Source organism: Prochlorococcus sp. MIT 1223 (assembly GCF_034092465.1).
Lineage (GTDB): Bacteria > Cyanobacteriota > Cyanobacteriia > PCC-6307 > Cyanobiaceae > AG-402-N21.
Window position 1 is genome coordinate 831,756 of the sequence record NZ_CP139303.1, and the last position, 19,767, is coordinate 851,522.

The window sequence follows — 19,767 nt, forward strand, 5'->3', positions numbered from 1 at the left end:
AATGATAGATATATTAAAAGTATAAAATTCAATTAATCGTAGGGGGGAGGAATACTTTCAGGATCTTCCTCTACTATTTGTAACCTGAGTTTTTTTCCACCTGCGAGCTCACCTAGAGAGACTCTAATTGTAGATCCAGTTATAACCTGAAGAGATTCAAGAACTTGCCTTAAGTAAGGAGTACTGCTTCCACTTTCAATCCAAAGTCTTTCATATAGATCGCCTAATCTTTTCCATGATAAGAATAATTTTGCAACTGATGCTTCAATTGATCTGGCTTGACCACATGCATCTGATAAAAGACCAAGTGCATCTAACCTCTGTGCCTCTTGAATAGCTTTTTCGAGATTGAGTTCTGCCTCTTGAAAACTTTTTAATGATAAAGATGCTTCTAATGATTTTCCTATCCAACGAGCAGAGCTTGTTACCTCTTTAATGCATTCTACTTCAGGGCTTTCTCTTAATTTTTCTTTCATATCAGCCTGCTGCAATTCTGGCAATTTCATCAACTCTTTAACCAAAGGCGCCACCATTCTTGACGGCAATAAATTTGCCTGAGTTTTCTCTCTAATCTCTTCAGGAATTAAAGGACTGGTTACTGAAGTGAACTCATCTGCAAGTCTTTTTACTTGCCTACGTGTGATCTCCTGGCCTTCATTTGCTGCTTCGGAAATCATTTGCTGCACTTCAGGTGAAGATTGAGCAGTTTCGATAAAAGCTCTTCTAGAAAATTGATTAACGCTTTTCTCTTCTAATACCCCACCCCCAACGAGGTCATCAGCCGAATCCGCAAGCTGAATTAGCTGATAAGCTCTTGTTTTACTGATTTCCATGTCCCTTAACCACTGAAGGAATCCCGCGCCTCTTCCTTCTCCTCCTCTTTTTTCTCGATCTCTAACAGTACGCAAAATTCTTCCTCTCCAAATCTCGGTTTGCAAGTCCACCCTTTCGCAAATAGACCAAGCCTTCTCTAACTGTGTTAAAAAATCAACACTACTGAGATCATCTCTAGTGGGATCTGGTAAATCCAATTGAAGAAGAGAATTCTCTGGAGAAAGAGTTGTGCTCACAAATTTATTTAAATTTAAACAGATCCTGTCACAAGCATTTAACAACGCAGCGACATTCTGTGACGCTAAAGCAAACTAATGCGTTCTTCGCGATAATGTATTAGTAAGATCCGTCACATTGATTCAATGGCCATTGCTAGAGGCGACACTGTTCGAATTAAACGACCAGAGTCCTATTGGTACAACCAAACAGGAAAAGTTGCATCTATTGACAAGTCAGATCCACCAATTAAATATCCTATAACCGTAAGATTTGACAAGGTGGATTACAAGGTTTATAGCGGCCAGGAAGGCGGACTAAATACCAATAACTTTGCTCCTTACGAGCTTGAAAAAGCCTAACTTTCTTGCCTGAATTACCTGAAGTTGAAACAGTTCGTTTAGGTCTGGAAAGAAAGTTAACTGATTTTATAATTAAAGAAGTAGAAGTATTATCAGAAAGAACTATTGCTAGCAATGGGGGTGGCAAAGAATTTATATCAAACATGAAGGGGTTAAAAGTATCTTTATGGAGAAGAAGAGGTAAATATCTAATAGCGTCAATGAAAAATTTAAATATCAAAAGTGTTGCAAAGAACAATGCTGGATGGTGGGCTACTCATTTAAGAATGACAGGACAATTCCAATTCCATACAGAAAGTTGTTCGCCGTGTTCTCATACTAGAGTTCGTTTTTGGGATAAAGAAAACAAAGAACTTAGGTTTGTAGATACTAGAAACTTTGCTCAAATGTGGTGGATAAAACCAAGCAGTTCTCCTTTTCATTCTATAAATGGACTAAAGACAATAGGACCCGAACCCTTTAGCAAGGATTTCAATGCTATATATTTAAAAGAACAATTCAAGGGAAGAAAAAGATCTATTAAATCAATATTGCTTGATCAAAGAATAGTTGCAGGGGTAGGTAACATATATGCAGACGAGAGCTTATTTGCTGCAAATATTCTTCCGACTAGAGAATCTGGAGAATTAACAATTCATGAGCTTGAGAAACTTTGTAAATCTCTTGTCAAAATCCTAAAGATTAGTATCGGAGAAGGTGGTACAACCTTTAGTGATTTTAGAGATTTAGAAGGAGTAAATGGTAACTATGGAGGACAAGCTTGGGTATATAGAAGAGGAAATAAGCCCTGTAGAAAATGTGGAGAAAAAATAATAAGAAAAAAGATTGCTGGTAGAGGGACTCATTGGTGTTCTAATTGCCAAATATAAAAAAACAGCCCCTAAAAGAGGCTGTTTTTTTATATTTGGAGAATGAAATAATTTAACCTGGCATCGAGCTATTTTCTCAGGGGGCTGCCCCCCAAATATCGTTGCCGCTGATGCATTTCACAGCCGAGTTCGAGATGGATCGGAGTGGTTCTACATCGCCATGAACACCAGGAAAATCATTCTCAAGAAAACCTTGAGAACTGCATAGAGATAATTATTTCTAATTAAAGTCTGGATTGAAAAAGCTGATTTTTAATAATGAAAAATAAGGTCAAGCCCTCGGTCTATTAGTACTCCTCCGCTGCACTTGTTACCAAGCTTCCACGTAGAGCCTATCAACGGGTGTTCTTCCCGTGACCTTACTGGCTTATGCCATGGGAATACTCATCTTGAGGTGGGCTTCCCACTTAGATGCTTTCAGCGGTTATCCACTCCGCACATGGCTACCCAGCGTTTACCGTTGGCACGATAACTGGTACACCAGAGGTGCGTTCCTCCCGGTCCTCTCGTACTAGGGAGAAATCCTCTCAATATTCCTGCGCGTACACCGGATATGGACCGAACTGTCTCACGACGTTCTGAACCCAGCTCGCGTACCGCTTTAATGGGCGAACAGCCCAACCCTTGGGACCGACTTCAGCCCCAGGTTGCGATGAGCCGACATCGAGGTGCCAAACCTCCCCGTCGATGTGAACTCTTGGGGGAGATCAGCCTGTTATCCCTAGAGTAACTTTTATCCGTTGAGCGACGGCCCTTCCACGCAGAACCGTCGGATCACTAAAACCGACTTTCGTCCCTGTTCGACTTGTAGGTCTCACAGTCAAGCTCCCTTCTGCTTTTGCACTCGTCGACTGATTTCCAACCAGCCTGAGGGAACCTTTGTGCGCCTCCGTTACCTTTTAGGAGGCGACCGCCCCAGTCAAACTGCCCACCAGATACTGTCCGCTTCCCGGATAACGGGTAAACGTTAGAACTCTAGCTCTAAAAGAGTGGTATCTCACCAGTGACTCAGTAGCACCCAAAAGCACTACTTCAAAGTCTCCCACCTATCCTGCGCATTCAGAGCCCGAGCACAATACCAAGCTGCAGTAAAGCTTCATAGGGTCTTTCTGTCCGGGTGTACGTAGTCCGCATCTTCACAGACAATTCTATTTCGCCGAGCCTCTCTCCGAGACAGCGCCCAGATCGTTACACCTTTCGTGCGGGTCGGAACTTACCCGACAAGGAATTTCGCTACCTTAGGACCGTTATAGTTACGGCCGCCGTTCACCGGGGCTTCAGTCGCTAGCTTCGCTTACGCTAACCGGCTTCCTTAACCTTCCGGCACTGGGCAGGTGTCAGCCCCCATACATCGTCTTGCGACTTAGCGGAGACCTGTGTTTTTGGTAAACAGTCGCCTGGGCCTCTTCACTGCGACCAGCTCTCGCTGGCACCCCTTCTCCCGAAGTTACGGGGTCATTTTGCCGAGTTCCTTAGAGAGAGTTATCTCGCGCCCCTCGGTATTCTCTACCACCCCACCTGTGTCGGTTTCGGGTACTGGCAGTTATGCCTTAACGGGTATAGGGCTTTTCTTGGAAGCATGACGTCACCAACTTCGCTGCCGTAGCAGCTCGTACTCACGCCTTAGCTCAGAACGTTTTCTCCGTTCCTCAAAGCCTCGAACGCTTGAACCAGTAACCAACATCTGGATTGGCTAGCCTTCTCCGTCCCCCTTCCCAAAACATAACTGGTACAGGAATATTGACCTGTTATCCATCGACTACGCCTTTCGGCCTGACCTTAGGACCAGACTAACCCTCCGCGGACGAGCCTGCCGGAGGAACCCTTAGGGTTTCGGGGCATGGGATTCTCACCCATGTTTTCGCTACTCAAGCCGACATTCTCACTTCTATGCAGTCCACGCCCGCTTACGCTAACGCTTCACCCCACATAGAACGCTCCCCTACCATTTAACAAGTTAAATCCGCAGCTTCGGTACAACGCTTAGCCCCGTTCATTTTCGGCGCAGGATCGCTCGACCAGTGAGCTATTACGCACTCCTTTGAGGATGGCTGCTTCTAAGCAAACCTCCTGGTTGTCTGGGCAATCCCACCTCCTTTATCACTTAGCGTTAATTTTGGGACCTTAGCTGGCGGTCTGGGCTGTTTCCCTTTCGACTATGGAGCTTATCCCCCACAGTCTGACTGCTTAGTTACACACAGGGTATTCAGAGTTCATCTCGATTTGGTACCGCTCTCGCAGCCCGCACCGAAATGGTGGCTTTACCCCCCTGCTGGAGCACTAAACGCTACGCCTCAACGTATTTCGGGGAGAACCAGCTAGCTCCTGGTTCGATTGGCATTTCACCCCTAACCACAGCTCATCCCGTGACTTTTCAACGTCAGTGGGTTGGGACCTCCACTTGGTATCACCCAAGCTTCATCCTGGCCATGGTTAGATCACCAGGGTTCGGGTCTATAAACACTGACAAACGCCCTATTCAGACTCGCTTTCGCTATGGCTCCACCATTTCCGGTTTAACCCGCCAGTGCCTATAAGTCGCCGGCTCATTCTTCAACAGGCACACGGTCACCCGATAAGTCGGGCTCCCATTGCTTGTAAGCTCATGGTTTCATGTTCTATTTCACTCCCCTCCCGGGGTTCTTTTCACCTTTCCCTCGCGGTACTGTTGCGCTATCGGTCACACAGGAGTACTTAGCCTTACGAGGTGGTCCTCGTGGATTCACACGGAATTTCACGTGCTCCGTGCTACTCGGGATACAGCTAGGCCAACTCTCCTTTCAATTACGGGGCTTTCACCCTCTATGGCGCGCCATTCAAGCGCTTCTTCTAGGTTTGTTGGTCCACATTGCTGTCCCACAACCCCGACGATCGAGATCATCGGTTTGGGCTATTCCCCGTTCGCTCGCCGCTACTTAGGGAGTCGTTTTTACTTTCCTTTCCTCCAGTTACTAAGATGTTTCAGTTCACTGGGTTGGCTCGTGCCAGCCTATGGATTCAGCTGGCCGTACATAGGGTTGCCCCATTCGGAAATTCCCGGATCAAAGCGTGTATCCAGCTCCCCGAGACTTATCGCAGGTAACCACGTCCTTCATCGCCTCTGTGTGCCAAGGTATCCACCATGAGCTCTTTGTAGCTTGACCATTAACCTCTATTTAATAATTTCGGAAATAAATCCTCATTTAATAAAAAGAGTGTTTTCTATTTATTAGAAATTAAACATAAATTCTTTTATTAATAGAACTTATACTGTAATTACAATATGAATTCTATATAAAAGAATCATGCATCTATGAGATGCTTAATTCTTACCAGACTAATCTATGCAGTTGTCAAGGTTCTACTGAAGATCTATGAAGTTTTTTTTAGAAACTTCAAAGAGCCCAGCTTGTTACCAGCCATCATTTAATTAATTTGTGGAATGATAGAAAGCTAGGTTCATTTCAGAAAACATCGTCTAAATCACATCAACTACTTATCTCCATTTCGTTGGGATATCTGGTGGTTAATCAGTGGAGGTAAGCGGACTCGAACCGCTGACATCCTGCTTGCAAAGCAGGCGCTCTACCAACTGAGCTATACCCCCAACACCGAATGGGCCATCCTGGACTTGAACCAGGGACCTCACCCTTATCAGGGGTGCGCTCTAACCACCTGAGCTAATGGCCCAGGAGAACCATCGTTGGGTGTGACCTAGACAAGTTTAGGAACTGAAAATTATAGATCTAAGAAAATGAATACTCACCTTCAATTAGTTCTAAAAATTGAGGTACCGATCGACCTAAGGTGACAGGACTATGGTCTAAGAATTTTTACTCAGACATCATAATCTTTGTTTTGTCTCCCTGTTAGGAGGTGATCCAGCCGCACCTTCCGGTACGGCTACCTTGTTACGACTTCACCCCAGTCATCAGCCCCACCTTCGGCGTCCTCCTCCACAAGGGTTAGAGTAACGACTTCGGGCGTGGCCAACTTCCATGGTGTGACGGGCGGTGTGTACAAGGCCCGGGAACGTATTCACCGCAGTATGCTGACCTGCGATTACTAGCGATTCCTACTTCACGTAGGCGAGTTGCAGCCTACGATCTGAACTGAGCCACGGTTTATGGGATTTGCGTGCTCTCGCGAGTTAGCTGCCCTTTGTCCGTAGCATTGTAGTACGTGTGTAGCCCAGGATGTAAGGGGCATGATGACTTGACGTCATCCACACCTTCCTCCGGTTTATCACCGGCGGTCTTTCTAGAGTGCCCAACTAAATGCTGGCAACTAAAAACGTGGGTTGCGCTCGTTGCGGGACTTAACCCAACATCTCACGACACGAGCTGACGACAGCCATGCACCACCTGTCACTGCATTCCCGAAGGCACCCTCTAATTTCTTAGAGGTTCGCAGGATGTCAAACCCTGGTAAGGTTCTTCGCGTTGCATCGAATTAAACCACATACTCCACCGCTTGTGCGGGCCCCCGTCAATTCCTTTGAGTTTCACACTTGCGTGCGTACTCCCCAGGCGGAACACTTAACGCGTTGGCTACGACACCGAAGGGGTCGATTCCCCCGACACCTAGTGTTCATCGTTTACGGCCAGGACTACAGGGGTATCTAATCCCTTTCGCTCCCCTGGCTTTCGTCCATGAGCGTCAGTTATGGCCCAGCAGAGCGCCTTCGCCACTGGTGTTCTTCCCGATATCTACGCATTTCACCGCTACACCGGGAATTCCCTCTGCCCCTACCACACTCAAGCCCAACAGTTTCCACTGCCATGATGGAGTTAAGCTCCACGCTTTAACAGCAGACTTGAAAGGCCGCCTGCGGACGCTTTACGCCCAATAATTCCGGATAACGCTTGCCACTCCCGTATTACCGCGGCTGCTGGCACGGAATTAGCCGTGGCTTATTCCTCAAGTACCGTCATATCTTCTTCCTTGAGAAAAGAGGTTTACAGCCCAGAGGCCTTCATCCCTCACGCGGCGTTGCTCCGTCAGGCTTTCGCCCATTGCGGAAAATTCCCCACTGCTGCCTCCCGTAGGAGTCTGGGCCGTGTCTCAGTCCCAGTGTGGCTGATCATCCTCTCAGACCAGCTACTGATCGAAGCCTTGGTGAGCCATTACCTCACCAACAAGCTAATCAGACGCGGGCTCATCCTCAGGCGAAATTCATTTCACCTCTCGGCATATGGGGTATTAGCGGCCGTTTCCAACCGTTATCCCCCTCCTGAGGGCAGATTCCCACGCGTTACTCACCCGTCCGCCACTAACCCGAAGGTTCGTTCGACTTGCATGTGTTAAGCACGCCGCCAGCGTTCATCCTGAGCCAGGATCAAACTCTCCGTTGTAATCAAACCCTCTTGTAGAAAAACTACTCAGTTTGACTTGCTTCACCCGCTAATAAATTATTAATAGCAGTTGTTGCTCCTTCCTATGAAAGAAGGTTTCTAAGAGTGCACTTCAGAATCTCTTCTTTTGTGTCTTTCCGAGATCTCAGATCCGGTCGTTGCATCCACCTGTAACACCTTTACATGAAACTGAGCCGTGAGACTCAAATTCAATGCATTAGAGGGGATTGTGCAACTAAATTTCTTTTGACGGGACCTCACACCCTTATCGCAAATACATCCTTCATATAGAAAAACCAGATAGGTTCCTCTATTTAAGGACGCGATAAAAGCGTCAGTTCCTAAACTTTTCAGTTGTCCAGGTTCAGTATCTTTAGAAACTCCAAAAAATTTGAAGAATTAAAGATCTACGGTCATTTGATGACCGTAATTGGAACTTACTAACTTAAGAAAAATCACTTTCCCTCAAATTCGCAAGTGCCCACTACACGATCAGGCTTTCGCCTCATAGGTCATGTGAGCTGCGCTTCTAATCTCAGTCAGATGCGCATCATTTAATGTAGACCATAACCCTCTCTTATGCAACAACTAATAACAGTTCCGATTTGCGCAATTATCATCAAGAAGAAAGGAGCAAGCCATAACTAGCGTTTGCCCATTGAAACTAAAACTAAATGGCAGGCCGCTTCAGCCAACAAAATCAAAGAGTACGTCCAAACTCTAATGAAGACCAGGTCATCAAAAGAGCAAAGGAACATTTTGAAAAAACACTCATTGAAATTTCAGGAAGCCTTACAGGAAGTGTGGCGGCCCTCGAGCATCCTGGGAACAAAAATGATGCGCTGAATTATGGGGAAATCTTCTTAAGGGATAACGTCCCTGTAATGATTTATCTTCTTACACAAAAAAGATTCGACATAGTTAAGAAGTTCCTTTCAGTAAGTCTGGGATTACAAAGCACCACTTATCAAACAAGAGGAGTTTTTCCCACAAGCTTTGTAGAAGAAGAAGGAGAGCTAATCGCAGATTATGGACAACGATCAATAGGCAGAATAACTTCAGCCGACGCAAGCCTATGGTGGCCAATACTTTGCTGGTTATATGTAAGGAAAAGTGGTGACCAAAGCTTTGGGACCAGTCAACAAGTCCAAAGGGGGATTCAACTATTACTTGACTTAGTACTTCATCCAACTTTTGAAGGAACTCCTGTTTTATTCGTTCCAGATTGCTCATTCATGATTGATCGTCCAATGGACGTTTGGGGAGCCCCCTTAGAAGTGGAAGTACTTCTTTATGCATGTCTGAAAAGTTGCATAGAGCTTATGGAATTGAGCAGAAAAAACCAAGTCAGCCGATTACTAGATCAAAGATTAGTTCTAACTCGACAGTGGGTTCATGATCTTCGACAATTTCTCTTGAAGCATTACTGGGTTACCAGCAAAACAATGCAAGTACTAAGAAGAAGGCCAACTGAACAATATGGAGAAGACCAACATCAAAATGAATTTAATGTTCAGCCTCAGGTGGTTCCTTCTTGGCTACAAGATTGGCTAGAGAATAGAGGTGGATACTTAATAGGAAATATAAGGACAGGAAGACCAGATTTTCGCTTTTACAGTTTGGGAAATTCTTTGGCATGCATGTTTGGGGTTCTTACAGCGCCTCAGCAACGTGCTCTTTTCAGATTGGTTCTTCATAATCGAGAACATTTGATGGCTCAAATGCCTATGAGGATTTGCCATCCACCAATGGATATAGACGAATGGCAAAATAAAACTGGATCAGATCCTAAAAATTGGCCTTGGAGTTATCACAACGGAGGACATTGGCCAAGCCTTTTATGGTTCTTTGGGGCATCCATTCTTCTTCATGAGAAAAGGTATCCAAAAGCAGATGTACTTCTAATGGGACAAATGCGAGCTCTTTTAGAAGAATGTTACTGGAGTCAACTCAATCAATTACCTCGTCAAAAATGGGCAGAGTATTTTGATGGCCCCACTGGAACTTGGGTGGGTCAACAATCAAGAACTTATCAGACATGGACAATAGTTGGATTTCTATTGTTGCATCACATTCTTAGAGACTCTCCAGAGGATGTTTTAATGCTAGATCTTGAAGAAGGCTTTAATTAAAAAAGCCCTAAAGTTAGTGACTTGTCTATTGGCAGACAAGCTCCTATGCCAAGATAAATAGTTAAAACAGTGCCAAAAAGAAAGAATGTCATTGCGACAGGTCTTCTAAACGGATTTGAAAACTTATTAACGTTTTCTATAAATGGTATAAGCATTAATCCAAGTGGTATCAATGTTTGTAGAGCAATGCCGAGTAATTTATTAGGAACAACTCTAAGTATTTGAAAAACAGGGTATAGATACCATTCAGGAAGAATTTCTAATGGAGTAGCAAAAGGATTAGCTTTATCTCCCAAAAAGGCCGGGTCAAGTACAGCTAAACCAACTACGCATGCAATAGTTCCAAGTATCACTACCGGGAATATATACAAAAGATCATTCGGCCAAGCTGGTTCACCGTAATAATTATGCCCCATCCCTTTAGCAAGCTTCGCTCGTAATTTCGGATCAGCTAAATCTGGTTTTTTAAGGGAAGACATAATTTGATAATCGCTAAATTCGTTTTAATGACCAATAAGATTAATACTAACTAATCCAAGTAATCCCTATAAAGGACCAGAGATTCCTTGTTTACGAATCATTAAAAAATGCATAAGCATAAACACAGCCAATGCCCATGGAAGAACAAAAGTATGCAAGCTATAAAAACGAGTCAAAGTTGATTGACCTACACTTTCACCTCCGCGAAGCAACTCAACCATAAAATCTCCAATTACAGGAATAGCGGCAGGAACACCAGACACAATTTTGACAGCCCAATAACCCACTTGGTCCCAAGGCAATGAGTATCCTGTAACGCCAAAAGCAACAGTTATAACTGCCATAACTACTCCTGTAACCCAAGTAAGTTCTCTGGGCCTTTTAAAACCTCCAGTTAGATATACCCTGAACACGTGCAAGATCAGCATTAAAACCATCATCGATGCACTCCACCGATGAACTGATCTAATCAACCAACCAAAGCTCACGTCTGTCATAAGGTAACTAACAGAGCTATAGGCTTCTACAACAGTTGGTTTGTAATAAAAGGTCATCGCGAAGCCTGTCGCGAATTGAATCAAAAAACAAACTAGAGTGATCCCACCAAGACAATAAAAGATATTTACATGAGGAGGAACGTATTTTGAAGTGACATCATCCGCAATGTCCTGTATTTCAAGACGTTCTTGAAACCAGTCATAAACGGGCGAAGAGTTCGCCATTTAATTAGGTGCACTTTTAAAAAGATTCTACTTGATGTGTCCCATGGACTGTGCAAAGGATTAATCCAATGCTTCCAACTGTTAAATCACTGCTCAGGAAAATGCAGCCCATTTTCACAATGCTGCTGAGCCTTTGCCTAGCAATGTGCCTGCTAATACAACCTGCAATTGCTCTAAATGATGGGCAGCAGCTTGTTTTAGAAGCATGGTCTCTAGTCAATGAAGGGTATCTAGAGCCTCAAAAGCTTGATGATATTAAATGGCGAAAACTTAGACAAAGAGCTCTTGAAAAGCCCATCACCACTTCATTTCAAGCCTATGCAGCAATAGACGCAATGGTTCTTCGTCTAGATGACCCATACACGCGTTTAATTCGGCCAAAAGACTATGAAGCTCTTAAATCAAGCAATCTTGGAAGCGAAATAAACGGGGTAGGACTCCAACTAGGGTTACGAAATGAAGATAATCAAATTGTTGTTATTTCTTCTCTTGAAGGATCTCCAGCCGCAGATGCAGGAATCACAAGCGGGACTTTGATCATTAAAGTCAATGGCGAATCTCCAAAAAATCTTGGATTAGAAGCAACTGCAGCAAAATTAAGAGGAGAAGTTGGCTCGGAAGTTGTTGTAGAACTTCAAGCTCCTAATGAAGAAGCGAAAGAAATAAATCTTGAAAGAAGAAGTGTTGACTTAAGACCAGTTCGGACGAAAAGGCTTAGGAGCGAATCTCATACCCTTGGCTATTTACGAATTACTCAATTTAGTGAAAGTGTTCCAGATCAAGTAAAAGAAGCTTTGCAAGAACTTTCTCAGAAAGGAATAGAGGGGCTGGTTTTAGACCTAAGAAACAACTCAGGAGGCCTCGTAAGTTCAGGATTAGCTGTTGCAGATGCATTTATCAGCAAACAGCCAATAGTTGAAACAAAAAACAGAGAAGGGATTAATGATCCAATTCCTGCCGGAATCGAAACCCTTTATGACGGGCCAATGGTGACACTAGTAAATAAAGGGACAGCCAGTGCAAGCGAAATACTTGCTGGAGCACTGCAAGATAACAAAAGATCTGAATTACTTGGGAATAGAACCTTTGGGAAAGGACTAATACAGTCCTTGACTAACCTTAGTGACGGAAGTGGAATCGCAATAACAGTTGCTAGTTACTTAACTCCTAATGGGAAAGATATACAAAATTTAGGTATAGAACCAGACAAGATATTGGAGCTACCTGAACCACTAAACCCAGGAGGGAATGAAGACAGATGGATACAAGATGCAGAGATTTACATGGGGGCAGCTTTAGATAGAGATGTTATAAAAACCACTCAATCGGAGAATGAAACATTAAATACAACCTCAGGAACACTTCAAACCAATAACGATATTCCCTGATTATGAGTATCAGGACCTACTACGACCCATTACATAAGGGGATAACACTGGATACAAATATTCCTGAGGAAGCCCTAATAATGCAATTAATAGATTCATCTCCTTTTCAGCGGTTAAGGAGAATTCGTCAACTAGGTCCGGCTTCTCTTACTTTTCATGGTGCCGAATCCAGTCGTTTCACTCACTCATTAGGCGTGTTTGAAATTTCAAGAAAAGCTTTAAATGGTCTCTTAAACATAAATCCAGACCTAAAAAAATTCAGACTTATCTTATATTCAGCTGCATTACTTCATGATCTTGGACATGGACCTTTTAGTCATACAAGCGAGGGGATTTTCAATTTAAATCATGAGCAATGGTCTGCCAATTTAATAGAGAACCATCCTGAGATATCAGATCCTTTAGAAAAGTTTAATTCAGGATATTCAATTGAAATTGCAAATCTAATTAGGGGCAAAGATTCTCCCAACAAGGCCATAAAGGCTCTAATTAGTAGCCAGCTAGATTGCGATAGATTGGATTATTTAATTCGAGATAGTTACTCAACCGGGACAAACTATGGTGTATTAGATTTAGATAGAATTATTAAAGCACTAACACTTTCTCCAGATGGAGATTTAGCCATACACCCTAAAGGACTTCCAGCTGTTGAACATTACCTAGTTACTAGAAACCTTATGTATAAAAGTGTATATAATCATAGATTAAATGAAGTTGCGAACTGGCTTCTCGAGAAAATATTTACTATTGCAAGAGATTTAGGGCCAGAAATCGTATGGGCTGATGAAAATATATCCAAATGGCTCTGGAATAAAAATGAAATAGGATTAGATGACTTTATAGCAAATGACGATATTGTAGTAAGTTATCACCTGCATAGATGGAAAGAAGGTAAGCACAAAATACTTTCCGAACTATGTTATAGGTATATTAATAGAATTCTATTCAAAGCGATAGATATAAACATTTTAAGCAATGAGAATCAAATCAAAGCTCTTGCAATAGCTAGAAGCATAGCCTCAAAAAATGGCCTTGATCCTGATACAACATGTGGAATAAAGAAACAGAAATTACATGGATACCATCCTTACAAAGGAGGTTTGAGACTCTGGGATGGCAAAAATTTAAAAGCTTTAGAGAATGCCTCACCTTTAGTCAGAAGTCTCATAAGGCCAGAAGAATCAACCTGGTTAATTTATGAAAGAAAGATTCATAGTCCTCTAAAAAAGGAAATTGATTTATTAATAAATGAATTGAATTAACAATAATATATTGTTAATATAATTAATTAATGTACTAACCTTCATCTCTTGGTCTACACAATAATATTTCCAGAAAGTAATCATTCAGATTGGAAGCCGCTCCTGCAAAGGGAACTTCATAATATCGCTACAAAAAAAATTGAGATAGATTGCCTTGACTGGAAACTTAACTGTAAAGACTTATTGTATATACAAGAAGTCTGCAATACTTATAATGTAAACATACAAAATATCAAGACAAATTTACCCGAGACTGTTGTTAGTTCTAAGGCAATTAAATTAAACTGTGAATTATCTATGAATAGTGATATTACTCAAAAAAGAACTAAAGCTGGCCTCTCTTATAAGAAGAAATTAGAAAGCAATAAATCACTATATTTTCATGAAGGGACAATTCGATCAGGCGAACATATTGAGAGCGAAGGAGATTTATTTATTTATGGAGACGTAAATCCCGGAGCAATGGTTTCTTCAGATGGCAACGTAATGATTTGGGGAAGGCTCTTAGGCATTGCACATGCTGGTAAGTCAGGAGATTTAGAAGCTAAAATTTCAGCTCTTCATTTAAGGCCAGTCCAACTAAGAATTGCTGACAAGGTAGCAAGAGGGCCTAAAGACAAACAAGAAGGAGGGCTCGTAGAAGAAGCCAAAATAGAGTCAGGAATAATTGTTATTTCCACACTAATCTCATAGAAATAAAAAAATAATTAATTTAGATAAGCAATTAGCTATTAACTCATTATTTTAAATATCGACTCTTATTGATATATCAGTATTTAAAAAGATCAAAGTCAAACCTTTTAATGAACGCTTACTCCAAAGCAAAATCCAATTAAACTTTATTCACATTGAGAAAATCATTGACTAAAGATACACGAGTCATTCTTATCTGCTCAGGCAAAGGAGGAGTGGGTAAAACAACCCTTACTGCAAATCTAGGAATTTCGCTTGCCAGTCAAGGCGTTAAAACAGCTGTATTAGATGCAGACTTTGGATTGCGTAATCTTGATTTACTCCTAGGTCTAGAAAATAGAATTGTTTATACAGCACAAGAAGTGCTTGAAGAAACTTGCCGACTAGATCAAGCGCTGGTCAAACATAAACAAGAGCCGAATCTTGCTCTACTGCCTGCAGGCAACCCAAGAATGCTCGAATGGCTTAAACCAAATGACATGAAGCAAATAGTTGAAATGCTTAGAGAAGAATTTGACTATGTTTTAATCGACTGTCCTGCAGGAGTAGAAGACGGATTCAAAAATGCAATGGCTGCCTCACAAGAAGCAATAGTTGTTACAAATCCGGAGGTTTCCGCAGTAAGAGATGCTGATCGTGTAATTGGTTTACTGAATACAAATTCTATAAAACCAGTTCAATTAGTAGTTAATCGAGTAAGACCTAAAATGATGGCCAGTCAAGAGATGCTTTCAATTGATGATGTGACAGATATTCTTGCATTACCTTTACTGGGACTAGTTCTAGAGGATGAACAAGTAATAGTCAGTACTAATAGAGGAGAACCTCTAACTCTTAATGGAGGCAATTCTCCAGCTGGGAGATGTTACTCAAATATTGCGAAACGTCTTCAAGGAGAGGAAATACCTCTAATTGATCCCTCCAAAGAAGGATCAAGTTTAGGAGATAAGTTCAAAAGATTGATGCAAACAAAGATTTTTTAAATCCATGACTCTCAGAGACCTCATTAACAAACTGCTTAGACGGCAACCAGCAAGTGCAAGTACTGCTAGGGAGCGTCTTCAATTAGTTCTTGCGCATGATCGAAGTGACTTAAGCAGCGATCTATTAGATAAAATGCGAAAAGAGATCCTTGAAGTAGTCGCAAAATATGTAGAGATAGATATGAATGAAGGTGCTGTGAGCTTAGAGACAGAAGATAGGATGACTGCCTTAGTTGCAAATTTACCAATAAAAAGAACTCTTTCCGGTGAAATTCAATTAAAAGAGGGTAGTTCAACAAAGACAGAAATTGATGAGACAGCTAAAGAGCCAGAGGGAAGTTAGGGCCCTATGAATAATCTTTTTAAGTCAAAGGCTCTAAAAATAGATTAATTTCTAGAATCTATGAAAGAATTTATATTCATCAAGTACCTTTCATAGCTAGGATCATCAACAAGCCGGCTTAGCTCAGCGGTAGAGCAGCGCTTTTGTAAAGCGAAGGTCATCAGTTCAAATCTGTTAGCCGGCATAGACGAAAGTTCAGGGTAGTCAAAAAAATTTCTTCAAGAATCTCTAGCAATCACAACTTCTATTCCCGACCTGAAAACAACCAAACTACTAATAGAACCAAGATGAATCCAATTCCTCTAAGCTCTAAAATAGAAGTAATTGAAAAGACTAAAGGTTTAACTATCCAATAAAAAAAAGATTGGGCAATTACTAAAAAAACTAATAACCAAATCATTTAATCATTTATTCCTAAAGGCATAACAGCACCTCTTCTCAATAATCGCCATCTCCCAGGACTTTCCCACTTGATAACGCTACTAGCTAGTCCTGAAGGGTTTGGCCATGGGGTTGGCCCCAATAAAGGAACACCTGGAAAAGTCTTCGCAGCTTCTTCTGCAGTAAGGACTGGCTCCTCACCTGACAAATTTGCACTAGAAGTAGCTAAAGGACCACTTTCATCAAGTAATTTAATTGCTTGATCATTTGATGGAACTCTTAATCCAACAGTATTAGAATTTTGATTAAGCCAAGGGACCTCTTCCCCTGTTGCGGGTAAAACCATTGTTAAAGCACCTGGCCAAAAGGCCTCTGACATTTTTAAGGCATCTTCTTTTGCTGAAGAGCAGATAATCTTTAGTAAATCCTCTTTTTTAGAAGACATAAGAATAAGAGGTTTATTGAAAGGTCTTTTTTTTATTTCCCATAATTTACTGGCATATTTAGGGCAAACAGCTATTGCCGGCAAAGTATCCGTGGGAAACAAGGCAATTTCCCCTTTATCTAGCCTCTTGCTCAATTCTTTTGCCTGACATTCAACTATATGCATTTATTCGCACCTTTCTCTACGACCCATTGCATAACGACGAATACCTTGGAAATCAACCTCCCAAGAAACTTCTTCAAATCCAAAATCAATCAAAAGTTTCTGCACAGATTCACTTTGATCATGATGATGTTCGAGAATCAACCATCCACCTAATCGCAATTTATTAATTCCTTCCGAAATTAATTTTCGACAAGATTCCAAACCATCCTCGCCTCCACTTAATGCCAGTTTAGGCTCAAAATTCATAACACTTTTATCTAAGTTTTTCAATTCATTGACTGGAATATAAGGAGGATTTGCAAGTACCAAGTCAAAATAATTGTTTAAGTTTTTCAAAGGGTCCCACCAATTACCTAAATGTAAATTTACTTCTGAATTTGGACACAAGATTTCTAAATTACTTTTTGCCAAAGAAAGTGCTTTTTGACTGCAATCAACAGCATGTCCTTCCCAATGAGGCAACTCTCTTGCTAACGCAATAGCAAGGGCTCCTGATCCAGTTCCCAAGTCCGCCCAAGCACCTTTTGAAGTCTTAACGATTTTGTGTAAGGCTAAGTCAATTAATAACTCTGTTTCTTGTCTAGGTATTAAAGCATCAGAATTAATTTCAAGGACAAAGTCTCTCCAAGGACATTTACCTACAATGTACTGAAGAGGCTTTTTAGTTTCCAAGTGAATTGTCCATAAAAGATTTAATTCTTTTAGAGATTTTTGAAGTAAAAAAATACGTTCTGGATATAAAAAAATTTTTTGTTTTTCTGAGAAAGGTAATCCTCCCCCTAAATCTAATAACCAATCAAGTTCAATTTGATCTCCACCTAAGGCTAAATTGGATTTTCTCCAAGATAAAATCTCTTCACCACTATAAGAATAACCTTCCATATAAATTTATGGTCAATCCCCATAACGAGAATAGACCTAATTTCAAACCATTTAAGTCCTAAATCAATTCTTAAGATGGCTTATTTTTTGGACTCAGGAGAAAGCCTTCCTTTACTGGTATCAGAGAAAAAGCTTGATTTTTCACCATCGGCTGTAGCCAAATAAAGACCAATTAGAAAAATCACTGGAACGCCAACGAAAAGAAGACTTGCAGCAGCGCCAAAATTAGTGGTTTCCATACTTCAGATTGTTATTCGTAGATTTGAACACCCGCAACACTATAAATCTCTTTTCACTCGTTCCTGCCCTTCTATCAATCTAGAAAGAGATTTTGTAACCACAAAACATCAAATATTTTTTTCAAGGAGGCTAAATAGTTCCCAAAATTTTCGATAATGCAAAAAAAAAACCAAAAAAAAGCATCCAAGTGGATAAAAAAATCAAAAAACTTATAAAGAAAAAAAAAAGTAGTGAAAAGTTAACTTCGACTGACCAGATTTTAAAAACGTAGTGATAGCAGTGGATTAGGCCATTAAAGTGAGTTTAGAAGGTGGAAAAATCTTCTTATTTTGAGCTCAATAGTGTCAATAGTCGTTGCAGCTAGCAACAACCTTCCCCGTTGGGCATGCAAGAACCTTTACGATCATGCGGTCTGGCTGCATTAAGTAGCTTCGTTCACGAAACCTGACACATGGGATTGCCCTGGTATCGGGTGCACACAGTCGTAATTAACGACCCTGGCCGCCTCTTGGCCGTGCACCTCATGCATACAGCTTTACTTGCCGGCTGGGCCGGCTCAATGGCCCTTTACGAATTGGCCATTTTTGATCCAACTGATCCAGTCTTAAACCCAATGTGGCGTCAAGGCATGTATGTCATGCCTTTTATGGCGCGCCTAGGCGTCACCAATAGCTGGCGTGGCTGGGATATCACAGGAGGTACTGGAGCTTTTGATTTTGATTCTTTAGATTTTTGGGGCAAAGCTCTTCCGTTTTCTACGTTTGAAGGTGTTGCCCTGGCTCATATTGTCTTCAGTGGTCTGCTGATTTTGGCAGCCATCTGGCATTGGACTTACTGGGATCTTGAACTTTGGGAAGATTCAAGAACTGGAGAGCCAGCATTAGATCTTCCGAAAATCTTTGGAATACATTTACTTCTAGCAGGACTCACTTGCTTTGGTTTTGGTGCATTCCACTGCGCTTCCGTTGGCATCTGGGTATCTGATGAATATGGACTTTCAGGTCATGTTGAGGCAGTAGCACCAGCATGGGGAGCCGAAGGATTCAATCCATTTAATGCCGGAGGAATTGTTGCCAACCATATTGGTGCAGGCCTAATAGGAATAATTGGTGGTGTTTTCCATATCACTAACCGTCCAGGAGTAAGGCTATACAAAGCCTTGAAAATGGGAAATATTGAAGGCGTTTTAGCTAGTGCACTAGCAGCGGTACTTTTTGTTTCTTTTGTAGTTGCCGGAACAATGTGGTACGGCTCAGCTACTACTCCAGTGGAATTATTCGGACCAACTCGTTATCAGTGGGATTCCGGATACTTCAAAACTGAAATCAATCGCCGAGTTCAAGAAGCGGTTAATAATGGGGCAACAAAGGAAGAAGCCTATGCTGCTATCCCTGAAAAACTTGCTTTCTACGATTATGTAGGAAATAGCCCTGCAAAAGGCGGTCTATTTAGAACTGGTGCATTGGTTAATGGAGATGGCTTGCCAACTGGTTGGCAAGGTCATATATCTTTCCAAGATAAAGAAGGAAATGATCTGGAAGTAAGAAGAATTCCTAATTTCTTCGAAAACTTCCCAGTCATTCTTGAAGATGCAGATGGAAATGTTCGTGCTGACATTCCTTTCCGTAGAGCAGAAGCTAAATACTCCATTGAGCAAACTGGAGTCAAGGCAACTGTTTATGGTGGAGAGTTAAATGGCCAAACATTTACAGATCCGGTTGTAGTAAAACGTCTTGCACGTAAAGCTCAGCTAGGAGAAGCCTTTAAGTTCGATAGGGATCGCTACAAGTCTGATGGTGTATTCAGAAGCTCTCCTAGAGCCTGGTTCACCTATGCCCACCTATGTTTTGGACTATTATTCCTATTTGGACATTGGTGGCATGCAGCTAGGACCCTATTCAGAGATAGATTCGCTGGAATCGATCCTGAGTTAGGCGATCGTGTTGAGTTTGGACTCTTCAAGAAACTTGGAGATGAATCCACTCGACGAGTTCCAGGCCGTGCCTAATTGAAGGAATCTTTATCCACTATCGAGAA

At 41.8% G+C, this 19,767-nt stretch carries 15 protein-coding genes, 3 tRNA genes and 3 rRNA genes; 10 read left to right on the plus strand and 11 right to left on the minus strand.

Going from position 1 to position 19,767, the window contains the following annotated elements; translation table 11 throughout:
• Positions 1-32: 32 nt before the first annotated feature.
• The gene (locus SOI85_RS04480) at positions 33-1,070 is read right to left on the minus strand and encodes a hypothetical protein (RefSeq protein ID WP_320665030.1); all 1,038 of its coding nucleotides are present in this window, start codon (positions 1,068-1,070) and stop codon (positions 33-35) included.
• Positions 1,071-1,196: 126 nt separating this feature from the next.
• Between SOI85_RS04480 and SOI85_RS04485 the strand changes: the two genes are divergently transcribed.
• A complete protein-coding gene (locus SOI85_RS04485) occupies positions 1,197-1,412 on the plus strand; it encodes a photosystem I reaction center subunit IV (protein WP_320665031.1) in 216 nt (71 codons plus the stop codon).
• Positions 1,413-1,417: 5 nt separating this feature from the next.
• The gene (locus tag SOI85_RS04490; protein ID WP_320665032.1) at positions 1,418-2,281 is read left to right on the plus strand and encodes a DNA-formamidopyrimidine glycosylase; all 864 of its coding nucleotides are present in this window, start codon (positions 1,418-1,420) and stop codon (positions 2,279-2,281) included.
• 55 nt (positions 2,282-2,336) lie between these two features.
• On the opposite strand, the gene rrf is transcribed toward SOI85_RS04490, so the two are convergent.
• The 5 genes from rrf to SOI85_RS04515 all read right to left on the minus strand — a co-directional run bounded on the left by rrf (position 2,337) and on the right by SOI85_RS04515 (position 7,614).
• Positions 2,337-2,453 (minus strand): 5S ribosomal RNA (gene rrf / locus SOI85_RS04495).
• A 95-nt stretch (positions 2,454-2,548) separates the two neighbouring features.
• Positions 2,549-5,424: ribosomal RNA gene (locus SOI85_RS04500) — 23S ribosomal RNA — on the minus strand.
• A gap of 370 nt (positions 5,425-5,794) precedes the next feature.
• A tRNA-Ala gene (locus SOI85_RS04505) sits at positions 5,795-5,867 on the minus strand.
• Between the two features lie 9 nt (positions 5,868-5,876).
• Positions 5,877-5,950, minus strand: a tRNA-Ile gene (locus tag SOI85_RS04510).
• A gap of 179 nt (positions 5,951-6,129) precedes the next feature.
• A 16S ribosomal RNA gene (locus SOI85_RS04515) occupies positions 6,130-7,614 on the minus strand.
• Together the 16S, 23S and 5S rRNA genes with 2 tRNA genes alongside form the textbook arrangement of a ribosomal RNA operon.
• A 674-nt stretch (positions 7,615-8,288) precedes the next feature.
• On the opposite strand from SOI85_RS04515, the gene SOI85_RS04520 reads away from it, so the two are divergent.
• The gene (locus tag SOI85_RS04520) at positions 8,289-9,746 is read left to right on the plus strand and encodes a glycoside hydrolase 100 family protein (protein WP_320665033.1); all 1,458 of its coding nucleotides are present in this window, start codon (positions 8,289-8,291) and stop codon (positions 9,744-9,746) included.
• On the opposite strand, the gene petD is transcribed toward SOI85_RS04520, so the two are convergent.
• The gene (petD, locus tag SOI85_RS04525) at positions 9,743-10,225 is read right to left on the minus strand and encodes a cytochrome b6-f complex subunit IV (RefSeq protein WP_320665034.1); all 483 of its coding nucleotides are present in this window, start codon (positions 10,223-10,225) and stop codon (positions 9,743-9,745) included. The genes SOI85_RS04520 and petD overlap by 4 nt on opposite strands.
• 66 nt (positions 10,226-10,291) lie before the next feature.
• The gene (gene petB, locus SOI85_RS04530) at positions 10,292-10,948 is read right to left on the minus strand and encodes a cytochrome b6 (protein ID WP_320665035.1); all 657 of its coding nucleotides are present in this window, start codon (positions 10,946-10,948) and stop codon (positions 10,292-10,294) included.
• 68 nt (positions 10,949-11,016) lie between these two features.
• Between petB and ctpZ the strand changes: the two genes are divergently transcribed.
• The 6 genes from ctpZ to SOI85_RS04560 all read left to right on the plus strand — a co-directional run bounded on the left by ctpZ (position 11,017) and on the right by SOI85_RS04560 (position 15,801).
• On the plus strand, positions 11,017-12,336 hold the full coding sequence (ctpZ, locus tag SOI85_RS04535) for a carboxyl-terminal processing protease CtpZ (protein ID WP_320665036.1): 1,320 nt from the start codon (positions 11,017-11,019) through the stop codon (positions 12,334-12,336).
• Positions 12,337-12,338: 2 nt separating this feature from the next.
• Positions 12,339-13,598: an HD domain-containing protein gene (locus tag SOI85_RS04540; protein ID WP_320665037.1), complete on the plus strand. Its 1,260-nt coding sequence runs from the start codon at positions 12,339-12,341 to the stop codon at positions 13,596-13,598.
• A gap of 48 nt (positions 13,599-13,646) precedes the next feature.
• Positions 13,647-14,291, plus strand: coding sequence for a septum site-determining protein MinC (gene minC, locus SOI85_RS04545; RefSeq protein WP_320665038.1), 645 nt, complete (start codon positions 13,647-13,649; stop codon positions 14,289-14,291).
• 167 nt (positions 14,292-14,458) lie between these two features.
• Positions 14,459-15,274 (plus strand): septum site-determining protein MinD, encoded by an 816-nt coding sequence (minD, locus tag SOI85_RS04550; protein WP_320665039.1) that lies wholly within the window; start codon positions 14,459-14,461, stop codon positions 15,272-15,274.
• A gap of 4 nt (positions 15,275-15,278) precedes the next feature.
• Complete coding sequence (gene minE, locus SOI85_RS04555; protein ID WP_320665040.1) at positions 15,279-15,617, plus strand: cell division topological specificity factor MinE; 339 nt, start codon at positions 15,279-15,281, stop codon at positions 15,615-15,617.
• 112 nt (positions 15,618-15,729) lie between these two features.
• Positions 15,730-15,801, plus strand: a tRNA-Thr gene (locus SOI85_RS04560).
• 216 nt (positions 15,802-16,017) lie between these two features.
• Here SOI85_RS04560 and SOI85_RS04565 read toward each other — a convergent pair.
• From SOI85_RS04565 to psbM, 3 genes are all read right to left on the minus strand, one after another.
• On the minus strand, positions 16,018-16,608 hold the full coding sequence (locus SOI85_RS04565; protein WP_320665041.1) for an L-threonylcarbamoyladenylate synthase: 591 nt from the start codon (positions 16,606-16,608) through the stop codon (positions 16,018-16,020).
• A complete protein-coding gene (gene prmC / locus SOI85_RS04570) occupies positions 16,609-17,490 on the minus strand; it encodes a peptide chain release factor N(5)-glutamine methyltransferase (RefSeq protein ID WP_320665042.1) in 882 nt (293 codons plus the stop codon).
• Positions 17,491-17,570: 80 nt separating this feature from the next.
• Positions 17,571-17,729 carry a photosystem II reaction center protein PsbM gene (gene psbM / locus SOI85_RS04575; protein ID WP_320665043.1) on the minus strand — a complete coding sequence of 53 codons (159 nt, stop codon included), beginning with the start codon at positions 17,727-17,729 and terminating at the stop codon, positions 17,571-17,573.
• A gap of 452 nt (positions 17,730-18,181) precedes the next feature.
• On the opposite strand from psbM, the gene psbB reads away from it, so the two are divergent.
• Positions 18,182-19,738, plus strand: coding sequence for a photosystem II chlorophyll-binding protein CP47 (gene psbB, locus SOI85_RS04580; protein ID WP_320665044.1), 1,557 nt, complete (start codon positions 18,182-18,184; stop codon positions 19,736-19,738).
• The last annotated feature ends 29 nt before the right edge of the window (positions 19,739-19,767 follow it).